The following is a 25,184-nucleotide window of genomic DNA, read 5'->3' as shown; positions in this document are numbered from 1 at the left end:
CGCGGGAAGAGTTCTTTCACCCCATGGTGATCTAAGCGACATTCGACGGACGCGTGATCGAAGGTCTCGCCGCGGGAGCATGAAGCGTGTTGACGTCCGTGTCCGTCCGTTCGGGGAATGCCCCATTGCCTCGGACGCGATGCCAGCGGCCGGCCGGGATGCGCTTGGACGTGATGACGAAACCGCCATAGTGGTGGCGCCTGTGGGTTTCCGGATTGACCTGATTGATCACAGTGCCGATCAGATGCGCATGGTTCATCCGGAGCTGCGTAGCAGCTTCCAGCAGTTGCTCTTCAGTCGTTTTGCCCCAATTGGCTATGAGGATCACGCCATCGACAAAGGGCGCCAGCCAACTTGCATCGCCGGAGGCGAGCACCGGCGGAGCATGCAGCACGATGAAGTCGTATCCGCTTTGCTTAAGATCCATGATGAGTTCGCAGAGCTTGTCGGAGTCCAGCGATCTGAATGGCTCCGTCATCACGTGCGTCGCGTCGATGAACCCGAAACCGGGCAAGGTCGGAACGGACTGGACGATCTCGCCTATCACCGCTTGATTTCTGAGATAGCGTTCGATCGGTTCCGGTGAACGTTCCATGCTTTTCAGATAGGGAACGTTGTGGCGATTGAAGTCGAGATTCACGAAGGCGGTAGGGCGGCCGTCCGCTGCTGCGGCTGTTGCGATTCCCCAAGCTGTCGACGCGTTTGCGACGTCGTGGGCGCAGGAGGTGACCATCACGATGCGGCGCAGTTGCTTCGCGTCGGAATAGCGACCGGCCATATAAACCGCCCGCTCCGCTTCGGCGGACGTGAAATTGCTCCAGTCCGGAATGCAAGAGGATCGTTTGGCGCCCGGAGAGGTCAGATGCTTCGGGACCTTCGGTATATAGCCAAGATTCGGTATCCGCAGCAGTTGCGCGGCGCGTTGTCCGCTACGGACACGGGTGTCGGTTGTTTCCAGCAGGAGCGCGAGCACGCAGGCCAGCAGCGTGGAGCCAGCGAATGCCGCCGGAATGATAAGGCCTGGCTTGGGAAACGACGGTGAACTGGGGAGTTCCGCTGTCGATACGATTCGTGCGCTGGGTTTCAGGGACTCGGCTTCGAGATCGGACAGGATTCGCTGGACCTCATCCTCGATCATGCTTCGAATGCCTGCTATCTGCGAATCCGCATCGATCATCTGAGGATGATTCTTGCCGTATTTGGCAGCGAGTTCGGCCTTGCTCTGCAGCAACCGGGCCTCTTCGTTCCGCAGCGTAATCAAAAGCGGCTGTGTCATGCTCTGTCGAAGGAATGCCACTGCACCGCCGGTGTTGAGCGCGCGCTCCTTGTCCGCGACCCGCTCGTCCTGTTTGAATTCGAGCGAGGCTTCGACATAGAGGGTGGCGATCGTGTTTGCGATTTGCTGGGCGAGTTTCGGATCCTGATTGGTTACAACAAGCCGTACGGCGAGGCTTTCGCCGGTTCGGCTCACCTCGAACTGGGACAGCAGCGCTGAGATCGCGTGATCCCGTTGCGCCCTCACATCCGGTACTACCCGATCGGAAGTCGAAGACCTGCGAATACCGATGAATTCCTTGATGTCGTCCACAAGACTCTGGACGTCCGACTTGTCCCCGCCGGGCGCATATGGATTGAAGCTAGGATCACCGATGAGGTTCAACCGGTCCACGATGCGGCCGGCGAACTTCCGCGACTGCAACACATCCATTTCGGTTTCCGCGGCCGAGCGGTCGCGGTCGATGGACGTCAAAGCTGCATCGGTGGCGAATGGCCGGACATCTTTGCGCTCCAGCACCACCTCCGAGCTGGCGGTATAGGTTTTGGGGAGCGAAAAAGAAACAATTGCAGACAGCAAGGTGCAACCGACGATGATTGACGCAAGAAACCAGAATCGCCTCTTTACCACGGCCCAGAGATCGAAGAGGCCGACTGTAGTCCCACTCTGCTGAGCGGCAAACTCGATGGTTTCTCGGTGATGAGCGCGGGCAGATAGGCTGCCATCGGGAACGAATGTCGTCATGGAAACCTGCTAATATCAAAAAATTTTCTATATTCAGTTACTTTAGTAAAATATTGAATAATGCGCAATGAATTAGTTCGATGCTGCCAAAATTTACTTCGGCTGCACAAGCACGTTCTCTTTGACTCGCGGCCTCGTCCATGCCGCGGCAGATGAAGTCGCAGATACTATATCGATACGCCACGATCAAAAACGAAGGGCGTTACAAACTTAAGGATACCCCGGATTTCGCGGCACGGCCAGTAAAAATCGTAACCTGAATGTTCTCAGTTGCTGGCGGTGCCCGTTTGATTGGGGACGTCGCTTGCATGGTTCACGGGCTTTGAGCCTTGGTCGGTCCGACACCTCTCAGCTGCGTAAGGCCCAGTCCGAAACACAGAAGAATCGGCATGGTCCAATATCGCGCATACATATGCGGATTGAAGAGAGCAATTACCAGGAAGACCAGGATTGTCGTCACCACCGCCGCGAGCGCGCGTTTGTCTCCGCCAACCTTCAAGATCGCGAGTGCCAGCAGCATGCCGACGCCCGAAAACATTAACCAGCCGACAAGCGCGAGCAATCCGCCCTCGACCCAGAGAAGAAGGTAGATATTGTGAACCGGGGCGCTTTGAACGCTTCTCTCACGGAATTGATCCGCACCGAGCCCCACGAGCCGGATCTGGTCCTCCGAGATGATATGCATCGCCTCCTCCATCAGCGCGGCTCTGGAGAGGAACGTCCCCGCTTCGGATATGTCTCCGGAGGACAACGCGCCCAAAACGCGTGTCTGGAATGTCTTGGGCAGCATCTCCTTACTGCCGAATAGTGCCGCGCCGCCAACGATGATGGCCACTCCAAGTGCCAGTCGCAAGAGCAGCCGCGGCGTCGAAATCATCGCGATGAAAACGGCAAGACAAAGCGCCGTTGAAAACAGCCCGCTGTTCGAACTCGTCAGTACGACCGTGACGATGACGATCGCGAGAGCGGGCAAAGCGAGGTACGATTTCAGGCGGCCCGAAGACCAGAAAAACAGCAGAATCGGCAGCGTCAGGGCGTTTATCGCCGCGGCAAGGTTTGGGTTGCGCAGGACGGTAGCGAGGCGCTTCCCGCCGGTCACGACGCCCTTACCCTCTCCGGGTACGTACCCGACCGTGTAGAACGTGATGATTCCGTGAATATCGATGAGAATCACGCTGGCCAGGAAGATGGCGGCCAGCCGATAGGCTTCCCTCGGGTCCTCACGAATGAGGATGACCATCAAGATCAGGTAGGCGAAGAAATATTGCCCCATCACGATCAGCCCGCGCTGCGGACTGCCGTGAAACAGGCTGCCAAGCATGATCCCGATGAACAACAGAGTGAAAGCGCAAAGCCATATCGACGTCGTTTGTTCGAGCGGTCTGCTCCTGATACGCGCGGTGATCAGAAGAAGGAACAGGCTCACGCAAAAGAAGAAATCGCTGAACGTGAAGAAAAGTTCGGAAAACCGGAATGTCGCGTATGGCGCCAGGAAAACGGCCAAATAGACGACGGCACGTTCGATCGCCGCAAGGCGAAGGTTCGTTCTGCTGGGCTGGCTCGCAAAACGAAATTGATGTGCCGTTGTAAACCCCGTTTCTGACACGATTGCCTCACATATGCCCCGTCCGCACTCTTCCTCATCCCGCTCTGGCGGAGCGCTGCATGGCGGTGATGCCTGTCAGCTCTTCGTAGACCGATGTAATCGCATGTACGTGACGCTCGAAGCTGAAACGGGATCGTACTTCGCCACGCGCCGTTTCCACGATCCGATCGCGAAGCGCCGCATCGCTGAACAGTTTCCGGCACGCCCTGGCGAATTCATCCGGATCGTCGGCGCGCACGAGCATGCCGGTCCGGCCATCTTCGACCACTTCCGGATTTCCGCCCGAGTCGGCCGCGACGACCGGCGTGCCGAGAAGCATCGCCTCGACGAGGGTTCTTCCGAGCGGTTCGTTGACGGCCGTCACCAGCAAAGCGTCCAATCCGGCGATCCAGGGCTCGCCCGGATAACGGAAACCCATGAAGTGTATGCAATCGGCAATTCCAAGCGCCTCGGCACGCGCTTTCGCGGCCTCGTCCAGACCGTTGAGCGCATTGCCGAAAAACAGACCCGCAACTTTGGTCTCAGGCGAAAGCCGCTTCAGGGCGGCAACCGCTTCGACAAACAGGATCGGCCGCTTACGGTCCACCAGGGTCCCGACGTAACCGAGAAGCTTCGTCTCGGGCGTACACCCGATCGCGGCCAGCACATTGTCGCGGGCTTCCTTGCGCTCGAATCCGGCCATCTTCGTGACGTCGAAGGGGCTGTGCACGACACTGCATTTGCCCGCAGCCGAGAAAAGCCCGGGGCGGGGCGATGCGAATTTCGATACGGCCACAAGGCGATTGGGAAGCCATGGCGCGACACGGCGCAGACCGAACGAAGTCGCGTCGCCGCGATGATGCCAGAGATGCTTCGACCCTGCGACGCGCGCAGCGAGACCCCAGATGAGGTGTGTGCGGCCATCGTTCGTGTGTACGATCGAGGCATTGTTCGCTCGCAGGAATCGGACGAGCGCGGGCAGTGTGCGCATAACATTGACGATTGCAGCGCTGTTGCGCGGAGCCGCCCGCTTCAGGCGGTTCAGAACAGGAGCGGCGACAAAGTCGATGCCCTCACGGCGAAACAAATCTGCGACCGGTCCATCGGTGTCGTGCAGCACGACCAGTGGCATGAAACGCGATCTTGGGAGATTTCGTATCAGGCCCAGCGAGGACATGTGACTCCCGCCGACAAGATCTCCAATGAAGGGAAGGCACACAACCACCTGATCGCCGCTGCCTATGCTGGGCGTTTCCGCTTGGCTCAGATCAACTGCTGCAGAAGACGTCATTGCCTTAGACCCCAGGGTGCTGATGAAGGGCTTGATCACCCGGTACGCCGGGCCGGATGTCATTTCTCGGGGCCTCTGTTTCTCAGCCAGCCCGTCAGATCCCTTCCGACGAGGGCGCCGAGTTTTTCCGTTTCAGGCGCGAAGTATTCGGTCATCCGCGCGCGCAGATCATGGCTGAGCGGTGCGTATTGAAGCTCGCCGGCAATCAGCGAGCGCAGTTTCTTGAAACCGGTATTCTGCCGGAATGGCGCAGCAACCGGCTTTAAGGGACGCAGGAGACGGCGCAGGGTCGGATTGACGACCGGTTCCGATTTGTCCTTCACCTTTTTTGCAAGCGGCTTCAGCGGAACATCGGCTTCGAGCCCGAGGAAGCCGCGGACGCGGGCGAGTTGGACGCGGGCGTCGACCTTTAGGTCCTCGTAGAGGAGCACCAGAAGCTGCTCCATGGGGAAGCGATCGAGATAGCCCTGCAACTGCTGAAAATAAAGACCGCCGTTCAGGAAGCGCCCGCCCGCTCCTTGTCGCGGATCGAGGTACTGGGCGATGTCGCGCCCGACCTCGGCGCGGCGATAAAGCATGCAATAATCGGAATAGGCCCGGTCCACCGGATTGCGAAGCTGCGCTATCAGGCGGGCCTGGGGCAGTTTTTCCCTTATTCTCTCCGCCGCTTCCGGCACATCCATGTAGGAGTTGGATTTTTCACCGCGCAGCCGCCGGTGCTCCTGGCCTGCGAAATGTTCCAGATACCATTCGTCGCCGCGCTCGTAATAGCGGCTGAAATAGTGCAGTTCGGGATCGGGCATGAATATGCCCGGGTCCTGCTGCAACGATTGCTGAAGCCACGTCGTCGCGCTCTTCGTCGCTCCGATGATCAGGAAGTCGATTTCCCGCATTTCCATCTTTGGCCCTTTCATCGATCGCCTCCAGGGCGATTGCACCGAAACGAATGGTTCGCCGCCTACAACAGAGGCTTGGGTCCTGGGTCAGACAATGCTTCCGAAATTCGCTAGCGTGAACGGGGTGCAGCTACGGTCGGCCGTCGGTATTGAATGTATAGGTTGAGGTTCCGTGGCGAAGCAGCAGAATTTGCGCGAAAAATCCGGAAAAGCGACCTCAGTTTTAAGTGTTAATCCCAGCAATATTTGAAATAAATAAAATCTGGCGGCGAATTTCACAGAAAAACGGGCTGGAGGCAAGATGCTTCTTAAAGTTTGCGGTTCAGCCTCCTGGCGCAGGGGTTCGGCGGTAGCTCAGCATCATCGTCGACAGCCAGATCGAGGCCATGACGATGTGGGCGACGTTCGCCCCCATCGCGCCTATGACCGGAATGAGGGCGAAGGCGGTCGCATGAAAGCCGATCGCGGCAATCGTGACGCTGCGCAGTATCTCGTTTTCGCGGCCCATTGCGAGAAGCGCCGAGCGGATGACCGCACCGCATAGCGTCATGGTCACTGCGACCGACTGCACGACGACGAGGGGACCCGCTGCTGCGAAATCAGGCCCGGCGGCCCAGGTGAGCAGCGGGCCGATCACGAGGTAAAGGCTGCCGATCAGCAGCAGGCCGCAACCAAGAAGCAGCCCCTGCATCTGCGCGACCGCGCGATGGAAGGCGCCGAGGGCCTTGGTTGCCCAAGCCCGGGCGAGCTCCGGATAGAGGACCGCCTGGACCTGCACGCCCGCCTGCTGCGCGATGCGGCCGATGCGTTTGGCGATGTGGTAAAGTCCGGCGGAGGTCGGATCGGCAAGATAGCCGACGAGGAGCGTGTCGAGCTCATTGGCGCTTGAACGAATGGTGAGCGAAAGGTTCGCTGAGATCGCGAACTTCCACAGACCCGGAAATCGCTTGGTAATGCCGCGTAGCGGAGCGGTCATCAGGCCCGAAAGAACGCCCTGCCGACGCAGTTCGGCCAGCGCGAAAAGCACCAGGACGACCGTCCCGATGATCTGGGCCGACATCCAGATCAGCGTGAATTCGAATAGGCCTGCGCTGGTGACCACGCCGATTGCGCAAAGAACCACTCTCAGGACGCTCGTTACGACTTGGCCATAGGCGATCGCCATGAAGCGCCCGTAAAGGCGCAGCACGGCGGTCGGCATGCCGGAGACCTGGAACGGCAGGACCGTGCAGTAAAGAATGGCAAGGTTCGCCCCGTCTCCCGATATGCCGAACCAGGGCGCGGCCACCAGGATTAGCACGACGGCGACCAGCCATCCCGCCAGAGCTGCGGAGATGTCAAGCAGCAGGCCGAACTTGAGCAGGGCTCGAAGTTCGGTCGCATCGTCGGCGTTCTCCGCGAGCGAATGCGCGCCATACTTGATCAGTGGCTGCCACGACTGGAAGCTTACGATCCGCTCGACCGCGCGCGTGTAGGAGAAGCATAGCGCGAGGATACCGTAGCCTGCCGGACCGAGTGCCCTGGCCGTGAGCGCAAAGCCGATAAGGCCGATGACCGAGCTCAGAATGTTTCCCGTGAGCAGGTGCGCAATGCTTTGCAGGCGCTCCAGCATCGTTTTCTCTCGACTGAGAATTTGCCGTAAGCTGCCGATTTTCTTGAGAAGCTTCTTTCGGAGCGCCACTGGAACCGCCTATGATTTAAGAGATATGATAATTAGGTATATGCAAATTCTTTGTGCGGAGCCGGTAGTCATACGCCGCTCAGGAGCGGACCATCCGCCATGATTTCTCGTACAGCCTTTAAGTGAATCTCGTTAGGGGAAGAGCCGGCGAAAACCTGCCGACAAGCTCGCAAGCCGTCCGCATTTGTTGCAAGGTGAACCGCTTTCCCCCGCCGACGCTCCTCTAAAGGTTCAATACGTTTCTGCAACGATTTGAAATATTATAATATTTTCATCCACGAGAGGGATGGCTCAAGGAGCAAATCCAACAATGAGGTTGCGAATAGTTAAAAACCTTTGACGTGATAGCGCGTCGAAGAATATAGTCGTCCAATATTTTTTGGTAGAGTTTTCTTTATTCCTTTTTTGGAGGCTGTGAGATGGGGATTTCACCGGCCGTTTGTGGGACGATTTTGCCCCGTTGGAAGCTTGGGGCGTTCCTGCTGCTGATGGTTCTTTGGGCGCTCGCGTTCCCGATAATTACGTCTATGCCCGCTCAGGCCGGTGATTACCGGCTCAACTCGGGAGATGTTCTGACCTTCGACTTCCTTGACGATGCCGACTTGCCGGTTACTGCGACCGTCTCCGGCGCCGGCGTAGCGCAGTTTCCCCTCATCGGCGGGGTTGAAGTCGTTGGCCTCACTGTGCCGGAAGCGCTGGCGAAGCTCCGTGGCGAGTACCGCAGGCGCGACGTTCTCGTCGATCCGAAAATCTCTCTCGATATTTCGACTTTTCGGCCGATCTTCGTGCTCGGAGAGGTCAAGACCCCGGGCTCGTTTCCTTTCTACAGCGGGCTGACCGTCGAGCAGGCAATCGGTCTTGCCGGAGGCATGCAGGTTGCTGCGGCGAGCGCATCCGACCGGATCGTCGCACGCGCCCGTCTGCGTGCGGAGGCAGAGGCCGCCAACGCCGAGATCGTCCATGAGGCCATCTATGCGGCGAGGCTTGTGGCTCAGTTGAAATCCAGCGACAAGATTGACCTTGCCGATGTGCCTCAGGTGGCTCGCGACTATGTAACCGGCGTGCCCCTCGATGGCGTAATCGAGCTCGAAGAAAAGATTCTGAGGGCAGACCTCGCCGCAAACAAGTCGCAAGCGCAAATCCTGGCCGAGGGCATAACCCAGTCAGAGGGCGGCATCGAGATACTGAACCAACTCATCCTGCAGCAAAAGGACGTGGTCCAGAACAGCAAGGAAGATGTGGAGCGTATCGCTACCTTGCGCAAACGCGGGCTGAACACCGAAAGCGATCTTTCCCGCGCGGAAAACAATGCTTCGGCCGAACAGGCGCAGCTTCTGGAGACCTTTGCCACACTTGCGCGATCGCGCCAGGAGTTGAGCGGGTTGAAGCTGCAGTTGGCAAAGCTTGCAGCCGACCGTGAGAAAGACATACTGACACAGCTTCAAGCGCGTGAGATCGCTATCAAAAAGCTGATTTCCGGAAAGCACTCCGCCGAAGAGCAAATACTCCTCATGGCCGCGGTGGCCGAAGACGAGTCCAAGAAAAATCAGATTTCATATACCTATGAGATTCGCCGGAACCCGGTCGGCGGCACCCCGGCGAGCATAAAGGCATCGACCCTGACTGAACTCGTGCCGGGCGACGTACTCATGGTGTCAATTGCCGGAATGTAAGACTTAATTTCATATATTTTTAAAACACGTTAAGCGCCCCGCGCCAAGGGAATATTGAGTTGAAAACCTACAGAGAACCTGCGGCCGTCAGCTTTGGCTTGCCTGCCTCCTTGGGATTTTACCGTCTCAAGCGTTTCCTCGATTGCCTGTTTGCCGGAACCGTTTTTGTCCTGTGCCTGCCGCTGATGGCGGTCACGGCAGCGGTCGTTTGGGCTACCCTCGGCCTGCCGTTATTCTTCACCCAGGCGCGTGCCGGTGCGGGTATGCGCGTCTTCACCGTTGCCAAATTCCGCACGATGACGGATGCGCGGGCGCCTGACGGCACGCTTTTGCCGGATGCCTTGCGGCAGACCGCCGCAACCGCTTTGTTGCGGCGGCTGCGCTTCGATGAGCTGCCGCAACTCATTGCCGTGCTTTCCGGCGACATGTCGATGGTAGGCCCGCGCCCGCTTCCCTTGGCGACCGTCGCCGGCTTCGGCGAACTCGGCCGCATGCGCTGCCGCGTCGCCCCGGGCATGACCGGCTGGGCACAGGTAAACGGCAATACGCGGCTTTCGGACGAGGAGAAGATCGCTCTCGACCTCTGGTATGTCGCGCACGCCGGTCTCTGGCTGGATGCGCGGATCCTCCTGTTGACCGTGAAGACGCTGGTCACTGGCGAGCGGGTCCATGCACGGCATCTGCAAGAGGCCAGGGAGTTTCTTTCCCGCCGTCTTGGCGCGGAGACGCCCAAAGGGTGATGCGGTGGGTGAGCACGTGCCGAGGCGGCAATATTTTTAATCAGGAGGTTTTATGGGTGGCGGACAGATATCTTTCGGGCGCACTCTGGTCGTGGCGCCGCATCCCGACGACGAGGTGCTCGGCGCAGGCGGGACGATCGCAAGGCTTGCGGCTGAAGGCGAAGAGGTGTTCGTCGCGGTCGTGACGGAGGGAAAGCCTCCCGCCTTCGATCCGGAGGGAACTGCCCGGATACAGGCGGAAGCGAGGCAAGCGCACCGCGCCTTGGGCGTGACGGAAACCATATGGCTCCGACTGCCGGCGGCACAGCTTGCGGAAACGGCGCATGCGACCGTCAATGCCGCCTTGCTCGAGCTCGTTCGCCGGCTGTCGCCGCAAACCGTCATATTGCCCTTCGTGGGCGACATGCACATGGACCATCAGTTGACCTTCACGTCGGCGCTGGTCGCCTGCCGCCCGCATCAGGCGGAATTCCCGAAGCTCGTTCTCGCCTACGAGACCCTGTCCGAGACCAATTGGAACGCGCCCTATCTGTCTCCGGCATTCGTGCCGAACGTTTTCGTCGATATCAGCGAACATCTCGAGGCAAAGCTCAAGGCGATGGAGATGTTTGCTTCGCAGGTACGCCAGCCGCCGCATGAGCGCTCGATTGCGACCCTCAGAGCGCTGGCGACCTTGCGCGGCGCGACCGTGATGCGGCAAGCGGCGGAAGCTTTCGTATTGGTCCGGCACGTCGTTTAGGTTGAGGAACGGCGTCAAACGGAATTTCTCACTATTGCCATAAGATCCAATTCAATTCGGAGGGACAGATGGGACGCTGGCCGGTTTACGACGAGGAGCAGATCGAGGATGTCGTGTCGGTCCTCAGATCTGGGGAAGTGAATGCCTGGACTGGACCGCACGTACGCAACTTCGAGGCTGCCTATGAGCGCTTTCTCGGCGTAAAACATGCGGTGGCTCTCGCCAACGGAACGGTGGCGCTGGACCTCGCGCTCTACGCGCTCGGACTTGAGCCCGGCGATGAGGTCATCGTGACGCCGCGCAGTTTCATTGCCTCGGCCTCAACGGTGCCGATGGCGGGTGGAGTTGCGGTTTTCGCCGACATCGATCGCGACAGCCAGAACATCACCGCGGAAACCATAAGGGCGAAGCTGACGCCGAAGACCAAGGGCGTCATCGTCGTACATCTGGCCGGCTGGCCCTGCGACATGCCCGCCATCATGGCACTTGCCCGCGAAAAGGGGCTGTGGGTGATCGAGGATTGCGCTCAGGCGCACGGCGCCGAAATAGATGGCCGCCCGGTCGGCAGTTTCGGTGATATCGCGGCCTTTTCCTTCTGCCAGGACAAGATCATCACCACTGGAGGCGAGGGCGGGCTCGTGGCGATGAACGACGACGAGCTCTGGAAGAAGGCCTGGAGCCGCAAGGACCACGGCAAATCGTATGACGCCGTCTACAACAGGGAGCACCCTCCGGGTTTCCGCTGGCTGCATGAGTCCATCGGCACCAACTGGCGCATGATGTCGATCCAGGCGGTCATGGGATCGCGTCAGTTGCAGCGCCTGACGGAATGGCGCAGCATAAGAGCGCACAATGCGGCCATTATCGCCAGAGCGGCCGAGGAGATCGAGGCTTTGCGCACGCCCCTGCCGCCCCGTGGGATTCAGCACGCGTGGTACAGGTTCTATACGTTTCTTCGGCCGGAGCGCCTGCGGCCCGACTGGAGCCGGGACCGGATCATTGCCGAAATCAACGGCGCCGGCGTCGCATGCTTCAGCGGCAGTTGCTCGGAAATCTACCTGGAAAAGGCCTTTACGGACATCGGCATGGTCCCGACGCAGAGATTGCCCGACGCGCGCGAGCTCGGCGAGACGAGCCTGGCCTTCCTGGTCGATCCCGCGCTCGATACGGCGGCAATGGAGAAGACGGCGCATGTCCTGCGGGAGGTGTTTGCAAGGGCCAGCATCGGCAGGCCAGCCCTCGATGCCGCGCGGCGTTAGATCAGTTCTATCCGGAAACGGGTGCGCAGGTGCGGGTTCAGACGTTCAATCCCGTGTGGCCGACGAGGCGTTTGGCGGCGACCGTCAGGTCGGCCGCGCACAAACGCTCGACCTCTGCGACCTGCGCCTCGTCCAGGTAGTCTCTGAACCCACCTGCCTTGCCACGGCGCATGCGCAGGCTTTCCACGTCGTTCCGATCGTAGTCATGAGCCGGAATGCCTTCTACCCGTTCCCTGTCCTGCATGGCCTCGAACCGCCCAGCCTCGACTGCAGCCCGGAGCGCCGCTCGATCGACCGGACAGCGGAGAAATTCCAGCACCTCCTCGGTTCGTCCTTCCGTGTCGGCGGAGAGCCCCTCGTAGCTCAGAACGAAGTGGGCGCGGTTGGACAAACCGGCTGCCCAGCGATTAAGATAACTGATCATCTTGGGCATACCCTGGTCATCGTCCTTTATGAACTCCGTAAGGGTGCCGGCGAAACGGTGTTTGTGCCGGGTCGCATGGAAATAGGCCGACACGATCACGTCGCGCGGGTCTCTTACCATCATTATGACCGGACGCCTGAGGAACAAGCTGGCGCGATAGTCCAGGTGACTGACGAGGATCGTCGGGATTGCGTCTTTTGCCTCGCGGAAGCGGTAGCCCGGCATGCCGCGCACCGGGTCAAGATCGAAGTTCGGTACGATCGAAAACATATTGTGAAGGTCAATAGGCTCCGGCACCCGCGAGATTGCCGCAAGATAGTGGGAAAGAACGTATCGAAACCAGGTGCGCCCCGATTTTGGATAGGAGATCAGGAAGCTGTCGGCTTGGGCAGCATGGCTGGTAAGCCGTACCCGCTTCTCGACCCGACGCCATGCCCGCCTGAGAATGCTTGCCATCGTTTGTCCCTCAAATTGAGATCACCGGCGCGCCGTGCACGCATGGTAAAAGTAGTTTTGGCGCACTGATCGCGCGGAATAGAACAATATGTCGTTACAGAAATAAATCTACCGCCTATTTCATAAGGAGATTTGGAATGAAAAAAAGAAATTCTTTGCGTGTGCAGTGGTCGCGCGTCTTGTGTGGTATTGATTCTTTGAAGCAATTAATTAAGCTTATGGTGCCGGTCGTCCCGTGGCTGGCAATTTCAGGCATTCGTTTTTAGCAATTTGAATATGAAATGAAAAACAAGCATTCTGTCAATAACGTGCTTGCATAGGGCGTGAGGCGCGCCCGGTAACATTCCAAACAGCATTGGTGAAGATCGTGATGTTTTGCATCGCGAAGACGGAATGGAGGCACCAGATGATGTCCCTTGGGCGAAGAGAAACCGTTGCTGTGGCGGCAGCCATGACTCCTGTGCCGGACGTTCGCGGGGCTTCAGGGGAGGGGAATTTCTTAATGAACGGCAGTTCGAATTCCCCAGCGCTTGAGGCGTCGAATATTTCCGGAGCGCGTGTGACGATCGTCCTGCCGGGCCTTGGCGCCGGGGGCACGGAGCACGTGGTGAACCTTGTCGCCAACCATTGGGCCCGGCTCGGCTGCATGGTCACTCTGATCACTCTCGAGCCGCCGGATGCGAAGCCCTATTACGAATTGGATCCGAAGATCGCGATCAAACGTCTCGATTTGCCGCCGCAAAGGGCTGGGAAGATCGAGGCGGGCCTGCTCGTGCTCAAGAGAATTTACCGCCTGCGTTCCGCCATTCGCCGCTCGCAACCCGATTTCGTCCTGAGCTTCCTGACCCGAACGAACGTACTGACGCTGCTGGCGACGGTTGGGCTGCAGGCTCCCGTGATCGTTTCCGAGCGCAACAATCCGGCTCTCCAGCCTTTCGGCCCAGTCTGGAAATGGGTTCAGCGCCGTCTGTATCCGCGCGCGTTCGGTCTGGTGACGATGACCAGGGGCGCGCTCGACTATTTTCCGGAGAAGATGCGCAGCAGGGGGTGGGTGGTCGCCAATGCCGTCGACCTGCCCGGCGAATGGCAGAAGAGACGCGGCAACAATATCTTGACCGCGGTTGGCCGGCTCACGCGTCAGAAGGGCTTCGATCTCCTGATCGAGGCCTTCGCGCGGATTGCCACGCGGTACCCCGAATGGAAGCTCGTTATCTGGGGCGAGGGCGAGGACAGGAAATCGCTCGAGGCACTGCGGGACGCGCTGGATCTGAAGGACAGGGTCGAGTTACCGGGCGTGACGCAAAAACCGGGGCTATGGGTGGAGACGGCCGATGTCTTCGTATTGTCGTCCCGTTATGAGGGGTGGGGCATCGTCTTGCTCGAGGCCATGGCTGCAGGGCTTCCCGTGGTTTCTTTTGCATGCGAGTGGGGCCCCTCGGACATGGTGGAGCATGGCGAGGACGGGATCCTCGTTCCCAGCAACGATGTGGATGCGCTTGCCGAGGCGCTGTCCAGGGTGCTCGGCGACGGTGAGCTCAGGGGTCGCTTGGCTACCAATGCCGAGGCGAGCGCCAAGAGATACTTGCCGGAACGCATACTTTCGCAATGGGACGCGGTTGCGTCGTCGGCCCTGAAACACTCGGCCCGCGAACATGCCTCCACAGTGTCGGCCGCTGAAGCCGGTTCGGCTTGAGCCGGACCATAACCCGGAGAGCCTTGCATCGGCCTAAAGCGCCGGGGGTCTTACCGGACGCGCAAAGCTCGCTGTGGCACTTTGATCTGCTGCATGTCTTCTTTGACCAGCTGCGACCAAAGAAGACATGCACGGGCCCCGGCACTTCGGCGCGAGACCCGATCATGCATCCTTCGGAGCGCTACGGGATTGCGGGGTGACGCTTATGTGTTGATATGCCACTATCATCGCCGAGTGGTCTGGCGATCAGGGGGCTATCGCATGGGTGCAGGTGTAGGGCGCGTCGCAGCAGTCGTTGTCTTTTTTCTTCAACTGATCTTTGCTTCTGCGGCTCTCTCGGCGGCTCAAGAGCCGGGGGCAGCGCCTCCGGCCAAGGTCCAGCAGCTCATTCAGCTGCTGGATGATCCCGAGGTCCGTCAATGGATCGAGACCAGGCCGGGGATCGAGACCAGGCAAGGGATCGAATCCAGGCAAGCGGCCTCCGGAACCGTTGCCGTCACGCCGCCCCAGAGCTTCGCTTCGCGCTGGATGGCCGAGGCCAGGAGGCACCTTACTGCGCTTCTGAATGCCGCGCCGCGTGTATTGCCCGAATGGCAGGCGGCGCGAGACCGTGTGTACGGCGACATGGAGAGCCAGGGAAGATTGCCGATCATCTGGGCTTTTGCCCTGGTTCTGCTGATCGGCTACGGCGCCGAGTTCCTTGTGCGCCATCTCCTGCGGCGCAGTGCCAGCCGCAGCAACGTGCAGGCAGGAAGCGGGTTGGCGGCCTTCGTTCGCATCGCGCCGCTTGTCGCCTTCGCCATTGCGGCCGTCGCTGCTTTCGTGATCGCCGATTGGCCGCGTCACCTCGGGGCAGCGGTGGCGCCGCTCCTGATCGCATGGATCGTGGCTCGACTTCTGATCGCGATCGCATCGGCCGTGTTGACGCCGGCCATCTCGGAGGGGGCGGCCACGGATCAGGCGAGGTCGTATGTATCGCTTGCTCCGCATCGTGCGCGTTACTGGCTCAGGCGGTCCGTATACTTCATCTGCACCGTCGCTTTCGTATGGGCCGTCGGCGATATGATGCGCGCGCTCGCGTTTCCCGAAGACGTGCGCAACCTCACCGGCGCGGTCCTGGGGCTCTTCGTTCTCGGACTGGCGATCGATACGACCTTGCGCCGGCCGATCGCCGAGATGGCGCCCGCGCGCCGCACCCTGCGAAATGCCTTGATCGTTTCCTTCCTGGTCTTGCTCTGGGTCTTCTGGGTTGCAGGCATGGATGTGCTGTTCTGGCTCGGCGTCTATGCCCTCGGTCTGCCGCCTCTGCTGCGCTTCACCAGCGCCGCGACCCGAACGATGCTGGATGCTGCCGCGGCGGAGGACTTCCGCGTCCTGCGCAATGTTCTGATCGAGCGAGGGGCGAGGCTGGTGATCATCGCGCTCGCGGCCGTATGGCTTGCCATGACCTTCCGCATCGACGGCGCGCAGATGATGCAGGACGATGCCTTCAACCGCATCTTCGGCGGCGTGCTGGCCGGCATCGTCATACTGCTTGCGGCCGATCTCGTCTGGCAGCTTGCCAAGGAATCCATCAACGTGCGCATGGCGCGCGCCAGCCTGACCGTGCAGGATTCCGCCGAGTTCGCGCGCAACACGCGCCTGCGCACGCTGCTGCCAATCCTGCGCAATTTCCTTGCGGCCTTCATCGCGGTCGTCGCCGGTATGATGGTGCTTTCGGGTCTTGGCGTCGCAGTCGGTCCGTTGATCGCCGGCGCCGGGGTTTTCGGCGTCGCCATCGGCTTCGGCTCCCAGACGCTGGTCAAGGACATCATCAGCGGCATCTTCTACATGATGGACGATGCCTTCCGGGTCGGCGAATATATACAGAGCGGCAGCTACAAGGGCACGGTGGAGTCCTTCAGCATCCGCTCCGTCAAGCTGCGACATCACCGGGGACCGGTGTTCACCGTGCCCTTCGGCTCTCTCGGCGCGGTGCAGAACATGAGCCGCGACTGGGTCATCGACAAGTTCCTGATCAATGTTTCCTATGACTCCGACGTCGCCAAGGTGAAGAAGGTCGTGAAGGGCATCGGGGCTTCCTTGCTCGAAGACCCGGAGCTCGCGCCGATGATCATCGAAACGGTGAAGATGAAAGGCGTGGAGCAGTTCGGCGATTACGGCATAACGCTGAGCTTCGCCATGAAGACCAAGCCGGGCCACCAGACCCAGGTGAGAAGAAGGGCCCAGGCCATGATCAAGGAGGCCTTCAAGACCAACGGCATCCAGTTCGCCTCGCCGACGGTCCAGGTGGCCGGAGACGACCTGCAATCGGCACCGGCGGCAGCTGCCGCGACGCGCGACGCGATCGCCAAGAAGAACGCGGCGCTCGCCCAGGGCGGGGAGGCAGCGGCGGAATAGCCGGGGCACTGCAGCCGCACGTCGTCGGGCTGGGGGGCCTGTTGACATCGCGACGGGAGGCGGGATAGCTCGCGCCGAATGAACATCGCCTTTCATGCCCCACTGAAATCACCCGACCACCCTGTCCCTTCCGGCGACAGGCAGATGGCACGCATGCTGATCGAAGCGCTGCGGCTGGCAGGTCACGACGTCGGCGTTGCCTCGGAGTTGCGCACCTTCTCGCGTGAAGCCTCGGATGCGGCATTTTCAGCGTTCCGCAAGGAGGCCGAAGGGGAGATCGCACGGCTTCGGCGGCTCTGGCAGTCGAAAGGGCCGCCCGACCTCTGGTTTTGCTACCACCCGTACTACAAGGCTCCGGATCTCATTGGTCCCGCGCTCTCCGAGGAATTCTCCATTCCATACGTTACTGCCGAGAGTTCTTATTCCTTTCGGCGCAACCTGGGTGCCTGGAAACTTGCGCAAGATGAGGTCGCCGCCGGTGCAAGGCAGGCTGCGGTCAACATCTGTTTCACCCATCGTGACCGCGAGGGTCTCGAAGAGGCGGTACCCGAAGTGCGCTCTGCGCTGCTCGCCCCTTTCATCGATGTGTCGCCGTTTCGTGACCTGCGAAGGACCGGGGCCGGCGGCAACCGCCTGCTTGCCGTTGCGATGATGCGTCAGGGCGACAAGATGGATAGTTATCGCATGCTTGCCCGCGCGCTCGCGCTCGTCGCCGATGTGCCCTGGACGCTGACGGTGGTTGGCGACGGCCCTGCACGGGCTGACGTATCGGAAGCCTTTTCGGCCTTGCCCGCAGGACGGCTGGATTGGCTTGGCGAAAGGCCGCCTCAGGCGATTCCGGAGATTTTCGCCGGCGGCGACCTCTATGTCTGGCCGGGCTGCGGGGAGGCCTACGGCTTGTCCTATCTGGAGGCGCAGGCTGCAGGCCTCGCGGTCGTCGCGCAGCGCACGGCGGGTGTGCCGGAAGTCGTACGTGACGGCGAAACGGGATATCTGACGGCGTCCGGGGACATCGACGCACTGGCGGCAGCGGTGCGGCGCTTCCTCCTGGACGGATCCCTACGGAGACAATTTGGCGAGCGCGCGCGGCGCTTCGTTTTCGAGCACCGCTCGCTTCCCGCCGCCGCCGCACGTCTCTCGGGAATCTTCGCCGAGTTCGTTGGGAGTGCGAAATGACGATCGCATCGATCTGGCAAACGCTGGCCGACAGGCTTGATCGCCTGCAGGAGGCAGGCGAATCGGTCGACTTTTGGCTGCGGGACGACGACGCCGTCGAGCCGACGACCGCGCTCCACCGATTGCTCGACCTCACCGACCGCTTTTCGGTACCGGTGACCTTGGCCGTCATACCGGCAGGTACCGATGAGCGCCTTTCGCGCTGCCTTGCCGGCCGTCCGCTTGTCGATGTTGCCGTCCACGGGTGGTCCCATCAAAACCATGCCCCCCCTACGGAAAAACGCCAGGAACTGGGAGGTCACAGGTCGCGCGAGATGATTGCGTCCGACTTGCGTGCCGGCTGGGCGCGTCTGCGCGCGCTTTATCCCGCCGCTATGGTGCCGCTCCTCGTTCCGCCATGGAACCGGATCGACCCGGGGCTGGTGCCCGGACTGCACGAGATCGGCTTTAGGGCACTTTCGGTTTTCGGACCGGAGGACCGGGCAAAATCCGCCGTGTTACGCGCTCCGGGGCTGCAGCTCATAAACGCCCATGTGGATGTGATGGACTGGCACGGCAGCCGCGGCTGCCGTCCTCATGGCGAGATTCTTCGCGACATCGATCGCCGGCTGGTTGAAATCGAGAAGGGCGGCGGGACGGTGGGAATTCTTACCCACCACCTCGTTCACGACGAGAGCGTATGGGAATTCCTATCCAGACTTTTCGACATCACCGCCTCGCACGCTGCCTGCCGCTGGCGCAGGGTTGCCGATCTTATAGATCGATGACCTGACGGTCGCACGCAGCGAAGGCACCCGAGAAGAAAGCCTGGACTTCCTGTTCCATGGCGGCGAGTGCGGCGTCGGTGCGCGACGGATCGTGGTGGAACATGGCGAGGCGCGTGACGCCGGCGGCTTTGGCGAGCTTTGATCCATGCATCCCGGTCGAGTGTCCGTAGCCGCGAAAGGTCGGCATCTCGCTTTCCAGATAGGTGCAGTCATAGATCATCAGATCGGCTCCGGCGATGAAATCGAGGAGTGCGGGGTCGAGAATCCCGGGTTCGTGTTCCGTGTCGTAGACGAGCGCGACCGCCCGTCCGCCCCATTCGATACGGTAGCCGACACATCCCCCGGGATGCACGAGGCTCATGGTGCGAATGGAAATGTCTTCTCGCGGCGATAGTGTTTCACCCGGACGGAAATCGACGGTGTCGAGGCTCGCCTGGCAGATGCCCGTTCCGACCGGGAACCATGGCGGTCTCATGAACTCGTTGATCATTTCGGCCGTGGACATCGTGCCGTGGAGATGGCCGGACCAGAAGCGGACGGCGGAGCTGCAGCGGTAGATCGGCTTGAAATAGGGCAGGCCGATGATGTGATCGTAATGGGTGTGGGTGAAAAAAACGTCGAATTCGGCGATACCTTCGGACATCAGCGACAGCCCGGCCTCGCGCAGGCCCGAGCCCGCGTCGAATATCAGCACCTCTTTGCCGCAGCGAATTTCGATGCAGGGCGTGTTTCCTCCGTAGTGCAGGAACTGCTCGCCGGATACCGGCAAGCTGCCTCTTACGCCCCAAAACTTCACTCGAAATGTATCGTCCTGCATTCCGTTCCGGCTTTATCCTGCCTGCCGTAGCATTTTGCCCGGGCGTAGTGATTAGACAAGCACAAATCATGAGGGTCCTGCAATGCCATTGGCGCCGTCGCACACGCATTGCATGGCGAGAAGAGAAATCTATCCATCGAAGCGAAGGTGCTTTATCCGTCGTAATCGGCTGAAAATCGCTCCAGCCTGGAAATCAGCAACAGATGTCGCCTCTAGGAGTTTGGCAACGATGGTGCAGCCGGCCGACAGGGAATTTTATGCGGGCCTTCCTCTTTTCGAGGCATTCGAAGGGGTCGCCGACGAGGCCAACTACCGGCCCTTGCCCGACGGCTGGTGGCTCGCCGTTGCCGATATCGTCAATTCGACGGGAGCGATCGCCGAAGGGCGATACAAAAGCGTGAACATGGCGGGCGCGAGCGTCATCTCGGCGCTCATGAACGGGCTCGACGAGAAAAACCTCGCCTTCGTCTTCGGCGGCGACGGGGCGCTCGCCGCCGTGCCCGGAACGCTGGCGGCAAAAGCGAAGGACGTGCTCGCCGCGGCCAAGACATGGGTGGCGGAGGAACTGGGCCTTGAGCTTCGCGCCGCAATCGTCCCGGTATCCGACGTGCGCGCCAGCGGGTTCGACATGCGTGTCGCCCGCTTCAAGGCGAGCGAGGAGGTCTCCTACGCCATGTTTTCCGGCGGTGGTGCCAGTTGGGCGGAAGCGGAAATGAAGGCGGGCCGCTACCAGATCGAGGCCGCGCCGCCCGGCACGAGACCCGACCTGACAGGATTGTCATGCCGCTGGAATCCGATCGTCTCGCACCACGGAGCGATCGTCTCCATTATCGCGGTGCCGGGGGAGCGCGGCATCGGTCCGGAATACCAGGCGCTGATCGGCGACATCGTGGCCCTGGCGGAGGGGGAGGAGCGAGGCGGGCACCCGGTACCGGAAAAAGGACCCGAGCCGCACCTTTCCGTGCGCGGCATTACGGTGGAATCGCGCGCCGTCGCGCCGAGGGGCCGGCGCTTCCTCGCCTGGTCCTTCGTTGCGGCGCAGAGCCTTGCACTGTTTCTCTGTTTCAGGCTCGGCATCAATTTCGGACCGTTCGACGTCAAGCGATACGCGCGCGACCTCGCCAGCAATTCGGACTTCCGCAAGTTCGACGACGCGCTGAAGATGACGATCGACGTCAGTCTCGAGCGGCTGCGCCGTATCGAGGAACGGCTGACCCAGGGCGCGGCGGCGGGCATATGCCGCTACGGGCTTCACCGGCAGGATTCGGCGCTGATGACGTGCATCGTTCCGAGCCCGATGAGCAGGGACCACATGCACTTCATCGACGGTGCGGCCGGCGGCTACGCAGTGGCCGCCCGGAACCTGAAGGCCGGTCTTTCCGAAGGGGACCTGTCACGCGTCGGGGATATTCCCCCCACGGTCAAGCCTTGACGATGTGCTCGGCAGCAAGGCCGTGGCGCGCGAAGACGTTGCGCGTGTCGACGATCAGCGGCGCCCAGTCGGCAAGCGCGGCATAGTCCACCGCGTCGTGGTCGGTCGCGATAAGCACGGCATCGAAGCCGCGAACCGTCGCTTGGTCGAAGACGACCGACCGCCGGCCCTTCAAGGCCATGTGTTCTCGGGTCGAGGGAATTTCATCCACATGGGGGTCGTAGAAGGCGGCCCTGCCGCCACGCTCCTCGATGAGTTCTATCAGCTTCAGGGAGGGGCTTTCACGAATGTCCGGAACATTCTTCTTGTAGGCGAGGCCGATGACGAGCACCGCCGAGCGGCTGAGCGCCTTGCCCTCCCGCCGGTCGAGCGCCTCGGCCAGCCTTGCCACAACGTGACGGGGCATTGCCGAATTGATCTCCCCGGCGAGCTCGATGAAGCGCGTCGGCAGCTCGTACTCCCGGGATTTCCATGTCAGATAAAAAGGATCGATGGGAATGCAGTGGCCGCCGAGCCCGGGTCCCGGATAGAAGGGCATGTAGCCGAAGGGCTTGGTCTTGGCGGCATCGATCACCTCCCAGACATCGATGCCCATGGCCTCGTAGACGACCTTGAGTTCGTTCACGAGGGCGATGTTGACGGCGCGGAAGATATTCTCGGTCAGTTTCACCGCCTCTGCGGTCGCGTTGGACGAAACCGGAACCACCGTCGTGACCACGGCGGCATAGAACCGCTCCATCAGCGCTGCCGCCATTGGGCCGTCTCCGGCCACGACCTTGGGGATGCTCGTGGTCTCGTAAGCGCGATTGCCCGGGTCTTCCCGCTCCGGCGAGAATCCGATGAAGAAGTCGGCGCCGGACTTGAGCCCCGTTTCCTCCAGGATGGAGCGCACGATACCGTCGGTGGTGCCGGGATAGGTGGTCGATTCCAGAACGACGAGCTGACCCGGCCGCAAGCGGTCAGCGATCTCGCGCGACGTATTCTCCACGAAGGAGAGGTCGGGATCGCGGTGCCTGGTGAGCGGCGTCGGCACGCAGATGATGACGACGTCGCAAAGGCCAAGGTCCGAAAAGTCGGTCGTGGAGCGGAACCGCCCGGCGCCGGCTTCGCGGGCAAGCGCCGCGTCCGAAACCGCTTCGATATAGGAGCTCCCGGCGTCGAGCGCGACGATCTTGCCCGGGTCTATGTCGAAACCGGTGACATGGAAGCCGGAGCGCGCGATTGCGACGGCAAGCGGCAGGCCGACATAGCCGAGGCCGATGACGCCGACGCGGGCGGTGCGGTCGGAGATCGATTCGAGCAGCCTGTCGTGATGCGGAGAGGTCAAGATTGGCTTCCAGTTCTGTTGCCGGGAGGGCCGCTTCAGCGATCCGGCTGCGGAGCCCGGTGCCGTTTTGTTGGCGGGAAAGCCACCGCAAGTCAAGCGCGGCGCGCCGTCAGCGAAGCCGCGCGCCTCAAGGCCTGCGTCGTTTTGTCTGGCCCGGGCAGGCATGCGGTCGTGAGGGACCCCAGCAATTTCAGGGTGCAATGCGCAGGCTTGTTGCGTGTACGATCTGGCAACGATCAAAAATCGCTCGTGGTCTCTGGAAAATGTGCTCCCCGGTGAATATCTGCAGGAGCGCAGCGGTGACCCGATCGCTGCACGAACGGCCGCGGGAGGCGGCGGGAGCCTTCTTTCACCGACGGGTACCCACTTCAGTGCTACCGCGAGCCAGCGATCGCTGCTTCGCGGTCGGCGCCGGTGGCAACCGTTGCCGCGACGATGAGGACATGGCATGAGCCCGATCAACGACAACGTTTCCCAAATCCTCCTGGACAAGGTCGCCGACTGGCTCATGCGAACCTCGCTCAGCGACGAAACACTTGAAACCATCGTGCGCGGTTTCTGCGAGCGGTTGGCGGCGGCGGGCCTGCCGCTCATGCGCGTTCATCTGTCTTTCTCGATGCTTCACCCGCTTTACGACGCCCTCGGCTTCACCTGGTGGCGAGGTCAGGGTGTCGAGGTGAGCGGCCTGCGCCATGAGGAATTGGCGCTCAATCCCGAGCGATTCCTGCACAGCCCGTATTATTACCTTCTCAGCAACAATCTCGATCATGTCAGGCGCCGGATCGATCCCGCCTTGCCCTCGGAGTTTCCGATTCTGGACGAGCTGAAGGAGCAGGGAGCGACCGACTACATAGCCTTCATGCAACCTCTTGGGGCCGAATCCGAACACGGAATGGTCGGCTCATGGACGACGGACCGTCAGGGTGGTTTCAGCGACGACGTCATTGCGGCCCTTCTCAGACTTCAGAACCATCTGGCGATCGCTGCCAAAGTGGCCGTGCTCGGCAAGCTCGCCGACAACATGCTGACCACCTATCTTGGCGCCAATGCCGGGCGGCGCGTAATGAGCGGCCAGGTCCGGCGGGGCGACGGCGAGACGGTACGCGCAGTTCTCGTCATGGCGGATATGCGTCAGTCGACGATGCTTGCCGAAAAGGAAGGCCGGCAGGCCTATATCGAGTCGTTGAACGGATTCTTCGATGCGATCGCCACGCCCTTCAACCGCAACGGCGGACAGATACTGAGCTTCATCGGCGACGGCTTCATCGGCGTTTATCCCTGCGGCCGGCATAAGGAGCCGTCGGAGATGGCCAGCCGCGAGGCATTCGCCGCCGTGGGCGCGGCGACGGCGCGCATGGCCGCCCTCAACGCGGAACGCAGGACGCAGGGCCGCGACCCGATCGGCTACGGCATCGCCCTGCATGTCGGGAACGTCATGTTCGGCAATGTCGGCCTGCGCGACCGGCTGACCTTCTCGGTGTTCGGCTCTGCGGTGAACGAGGTACAGCGGCTGCAGAATCTGACGAAGAAATATGCCCACAACGTCGTCGCGAGCGAGGCCTTCGTGAACTATTGCGGCGGCGAATGGCAAACGCTCGGGCAGGAGAAACTGCGCGGGGTTCGTCAGAAGTTCACGGTCCTCTACCCGCGGGATACCGCACTTGCCGCAATCGCGCAGGAGCGGGCATATGATGCAACCGAGGATGGACTTTCTGAGGCGGAGCATGTCATGTTGCTCTACCGCAACAAGAAGCGGCCGCCCGGCCCGCGCGGTCTGATCGACAAGATGCTGCAATGAGGGGACCGATGTTTCGTATAGCTCTGCTGGCCGCGGCGATTGCCTTGCCGAGTCTCACTTATGCCCAGTCGGCGGAGGAGCCGGCAGTCTACGAACGGAAATTGTTCGATGGTTTCGAGGGCACGGATTTCGCGCCTGAAGGGGGGCTCTACTATCGCAAGAATTTCGAGCAGAGCGCCGGCACATACGAGTTCCAGAGCGCCGTCAAACGCACAGGCAACGGCGGGCTGAAGCTTAGCATCGTGCCGAATTGCCCGGCGGATCACGACGGCTGCAGCGAACGCGCGGAGATCTGGGAAAAGACCGAGTTGCGGGTGCCCTACGACAAGGGGGTCTGGTACGGCTTCTCGGTCAAGTTCGACGATCCGGTGCCGAGCGACGACCACCGCTATCTCATCGCACAGTGGAAGCGAGAGATCGATCCCGGTGCCGAGGGCGACTTCAGCCCCTTTCTGGCGCTGCGCATGAATTTTGGAAAGCTCTTCGCCACGGTCGAAACCAACGATCTGCCTCCGGTCACCGCCGGCCCTGATGGCGTACCGGCGCGTTGCGCCCCAGGCCAGGCGCCGGTCTGGCTCCGTCCGGAAGTCAACCAGATGCGCATGCTGGTGGCGACCGACGGCAACTGGAAGCCGGAAGACGGCAGCCTCTTCAATTCATGCACGGACGGGATCACCATTACCAACCATGGCAATCCCTTGCCGGATCCGAAGTCCGGCTGGATCGATTTCGTCGTCTTCACGAAACCCGGTCCCGACGGCTCGGGCCATATAGAGCTCTTTGCCAACGGCCAGCCGATCGTCTCCGTCAAAGGCCATGTGGGCCATGCGGACAAGGGTCTCGGTGAGAACCAGTACTTCAAGTTCGGACCTTATCGCGCCGCCGATACGACCGATTGGACGCTCTATTACGACGATTTCCGGCGTTCCCCGCGCTGCGAGGACGTCCTGACCAACGGCAGCTGCCCGTTCTCTTAATGCCGCTCCACGCTTACTGACCTTCCGGTGGCC

At 61.0% G+C, this 25,184-nt stretch carries 20 protein-coding genes; 12 read left to right on the top strand and 8 right to left on the bottom strand.

From position 1 onward, the window contains the following. Positions 1-31 precede the first annotated feature (31 nt). From AC6CIG_RS22165 to AC6CIG_RS22145, 5 genes are all read right to left on the bottom strand, one after another. A complete protein-coding gene (locus AC6CIG_RS22165; RefSeq protein WP_437408751.1) occupies positions 32-2,020 on the bottom strand; it encodes a polysaccharide biosynthesis tyrosine autokinase in 1,989 nt (662 codons plus the stop codon). Between the two features lie 313 nt (positions 2,021-2,333). Next, on the bottom strand, positions 2,334-3,626 hold the full coding sequence (locus tag AC6CIG_RS22160) for an O-antigen ligase family protein (protein WP_127709751.1): 1,293 nt from the start codon (positions 3,624-3,626) through the stop codon (positions 2,334-2,336). Between the two features lie 34 nt (positions 3,627-3,660). Then, positions 3,661-4,896 carry a glycosyltransferase family 4 protein gene (locus AC6CIG_RS22155; protein WP_164866884.1) on the bottom strand — a complete coding sequence of 412 codons (1,236 nt, stop codon included), beginning with the start codon at positions 4,894-4,896 and terminating at the stop codon, positions 3,661-3,663. A gap of 59 nt (positions 4,897-4,955) precedes the next feature. Next, positions 4,956-5,795, bottom strand: coding sequence for a sulfotransferase family protein (locus tag AC6CIG_RS22150; RefSeq protein WP_437408789.1), 840 nt, complete (start codon positions 5,793-5,795; stop codon positions 4,956-4,958). 319 nt (positions 5,796-6,114) lie between these two features. After that, positions 6,115-7,473: a lipopolysaccharide biosynthesis protein gene (locus tag AC6CIG_RS22145; protein WP_164866886.1), complete on the bottom strand. Its 1,359-nt coding sequence runs from the start codon at positions 7,471-7,473 to the stop codon at positions 6,115-6,117. A gap of 419 nt (positions 7,474-7,892) precedes the next feature. Here AC6CIG_RS22145 and AC6CIG_RS22140 point away from each other — a divergent pair, with 419 nt between their 5' ends. The 4 genes from AC6CIG_RS22140 (at position 7,893) to AC6CIG_RS22125 (ending at position 11,884) form a co-directional block, all read left to right on the top strand. Then, entirely contained in the window at positions 7,893-9,146 is a 1,254-nt protein-coding gene (locus AC6CIG_RS22140) for a polysaccharide biosynthesis/export family protein (protein WP_127709758.1), read from the top strand. A 59-nt stretch (positions 9,147-9,205) separates the two neighbouring features. After that, positions 9,206-9,886: a sugar transferase gene (locus tag AC6CIG_RS22135; protein WP_100670523.1), complete on the top strand. Its 681-nt coding sequence runs from the start codon at positions 9,206-9,208 to the stop codon at positions 9,884-9,886. Between the two features lie 52 nt (positions 9,887-9,938). After that, positions 9,939-10,625: a PIG-L deacetylase family protein gene (locus tag AC6CIG_RS22130; RefSeq protein WP_100670521.1), complete on the top strand. Its 687-nt coding sequence runs from the start codon at positions 9,939-9,941 to the stop codon at positions 10,623-10,625. A 68-nt stretch (positions 10,626-10,693) separates the two neighbouring features. Continuing rightward, positions 10,694-11,884 carry a DegT/DnrJ/EryC1/StrS aminotransferase family protein gene (locus AC6CIG_RS22125; RefSeq protein ID WP_127709762.1) on the top strand — a complete coding sequence of 397 codons (1,191 nt, stop codon included), beginning with the start codon at positions 10,694-10,696 and terminating at the stop codon, positions 11,882-11,884. 37 nt (positions 11,885-11,921) lie between these two features. On the opposite strand, the gene AC6CIG_RS22120 is transcribed toward AC6CIG_RS22125, so the two are convergent. Continuing rightward, complete coding sequence (locus AC6CIG_RS22120; RefSeq protein WP_127709764.1) at positions 11,922-12,764, bottom strand: sulfotransferase domain-containing protein; 843 nt, start codon at positions 12,762-12,764, stop codon at positions 11,922-11,924. A gap of 137 nt (positions 12,765-12,901) precedes the next feature. Between AC6CIG_RS22120 and AC6CIG_RS22115 the strand changes: the two genes are divergently transcribed. The 5 genes from AC6CIG_RS22115 (at position 12,902) to AC6CIG_RS22095 (ending at position 18,800) form a co-directional block, all read left to right on the top strand. After that, positions 12,902-13,030 (top strand): hypothetical protein, encoded by a 129-nt coding sequence (locus AC6CIG_RS22115; protein WP_268815789.1) that lies wholly within the window; start codon positions 12,902-12,904, stop codon positions 13,028-13,030. A 236-nt stretch (positions 13,031-13,266) separates the two neighbouring features. Continuing rightward, entirely contained in the window at positions 13,267-14,457 is a 1,191-nt protein-coding gene (locus tag AC6CIG_RS22110; RefSeq protein ID WP_164866887.1) for a glycosyltransferase family 4 protein, read from the top strand. Positions 14,458-14,718: 261 nt separating this feature from the next. Further along, complete coding sequence (locus AC6CIG_RS22105) at positions 14,719-16,857, top strand: mechanosensitive ion channel family protein (protein WP_437408753.1); 2,139 nt, start codon at positions 14,719-14,721, stop codon at positions 16,855-16,857. A 78-nt stretch (positions 16,858-16,935) separates the two neighbouring features. Beyond that, on the top strand, positions 16,936-18,033 hold the full coding sequence (locus AC6CIG_RS22100; RefSeq protein ID WP_498323812.1) for a glycosyltransferase family 4 protein: 1,098 nt from the start codon (positions 16,936-16,938) through the stop codon (positions 18,031-18,033). Then, positions 18,030-18,800, top strand: a complete 771-nt coding sequence (locus AC6CIG_RS22095) for a polysaccharide deacetylase family protein (RefSeq protein WP_102762355.1) — start codon at positions 18,030-18,032, stop codon at positions 18,798-18,800. Before AC6CIG_RS22100 ends, AC6CIG_RS22095 begins: the two co-directional genes overlap by 4 nt. On the opposite strand, the gene AC6CIG_RS22090 is transcribed toward AC6CIG_RS22095, so the two are convergent. Further along, complete coding sequence (locus tag AC6CIG_RS22090) at positions 18,787-19,617, bottom strand: MBL fold metallo-hydrolase (protein WP_102762356.1); 831 nt, start codon at positions 19,615-19,617, stop codon at positions 18,787-18,789. The genes AC6CIG_RS22095 and AC6CIG_RS22090 overlap by 14 nt on opposite strands. Before the next feature lie 229 nt (positions 19,618-19,846). Here AC6CIG_RS22090 and AC6CIG_RS22085 point away from each other — a divergent pair, with 229 nt between their 5' ends. Beyond that, positions 19,847-21,049, top strand: a complete 1,203-nt coding sequence (locus tag AC6CIG_RS22085) for a DUF3095 domain-containing protein (RefSeq protein ID WP_498323810.1) — start codon at positions 19,847-19,849, stop codon at positions 21,047-21,049. Here the strand turns inward: AC6CIG_RS22085 and AC6CIG_RS22080 are convergent. Then, on the bottom strand, positions 21,039-22,376 hold the full coding sequence (locus tag AC6CIG_RS22080) for a nucleotide sugar dehydrogenase (RefSeq protein WP_437408756.1): 1,338 nt from the start codon (positions 22,374-22,376) through the stop codon (positions 21,039-21,041). The genes AC6CIG_RS22085 and AC6CIG_RS22080 overlap by 11 nt on opposite strands. Before the next feature lie 448 nt (positions 22,377-22,824). Here AC6CIG_RS22080 and AC6CIG_RS22075 point away from each other — a divergent pair, with 448 nt between their 5' ends. Beyond that, complete coding sequence (locus AC6CIG_RS22075; RefSeq protein WP_018097085.1) at positions 22,825-24,174, top strand: adenylate/guanylate cyclase domain-containing protein; 1,350 nt, start codon at positions 22,825-22,827, stop codon at positions 24,172-24,174. Positions 24,175-24,182: 8 nt separating this feature from the next. Continuing rightward, the gene (locus AC6CIG_RS22070) at positions 24,183-25,151 is read left to right on the top strand and encodes a polysaccharide lyase family 20 protein (RefSeq protein ID WP_437408757.1); all 969 of its coding nucleotides are present in this window, start codon (positions 24,183-24,185) and stop codon (positions 25,149-25,151) included. Positions 25,152-25,184: the final 33 nt, after the last annotated feature.

The organism is Sinorhizobium sp. GQ132 (genome assembly GCF_059758575.1).
This window is presented reverse-complemented; position numbering and strand designations above follow the sequence as displayed.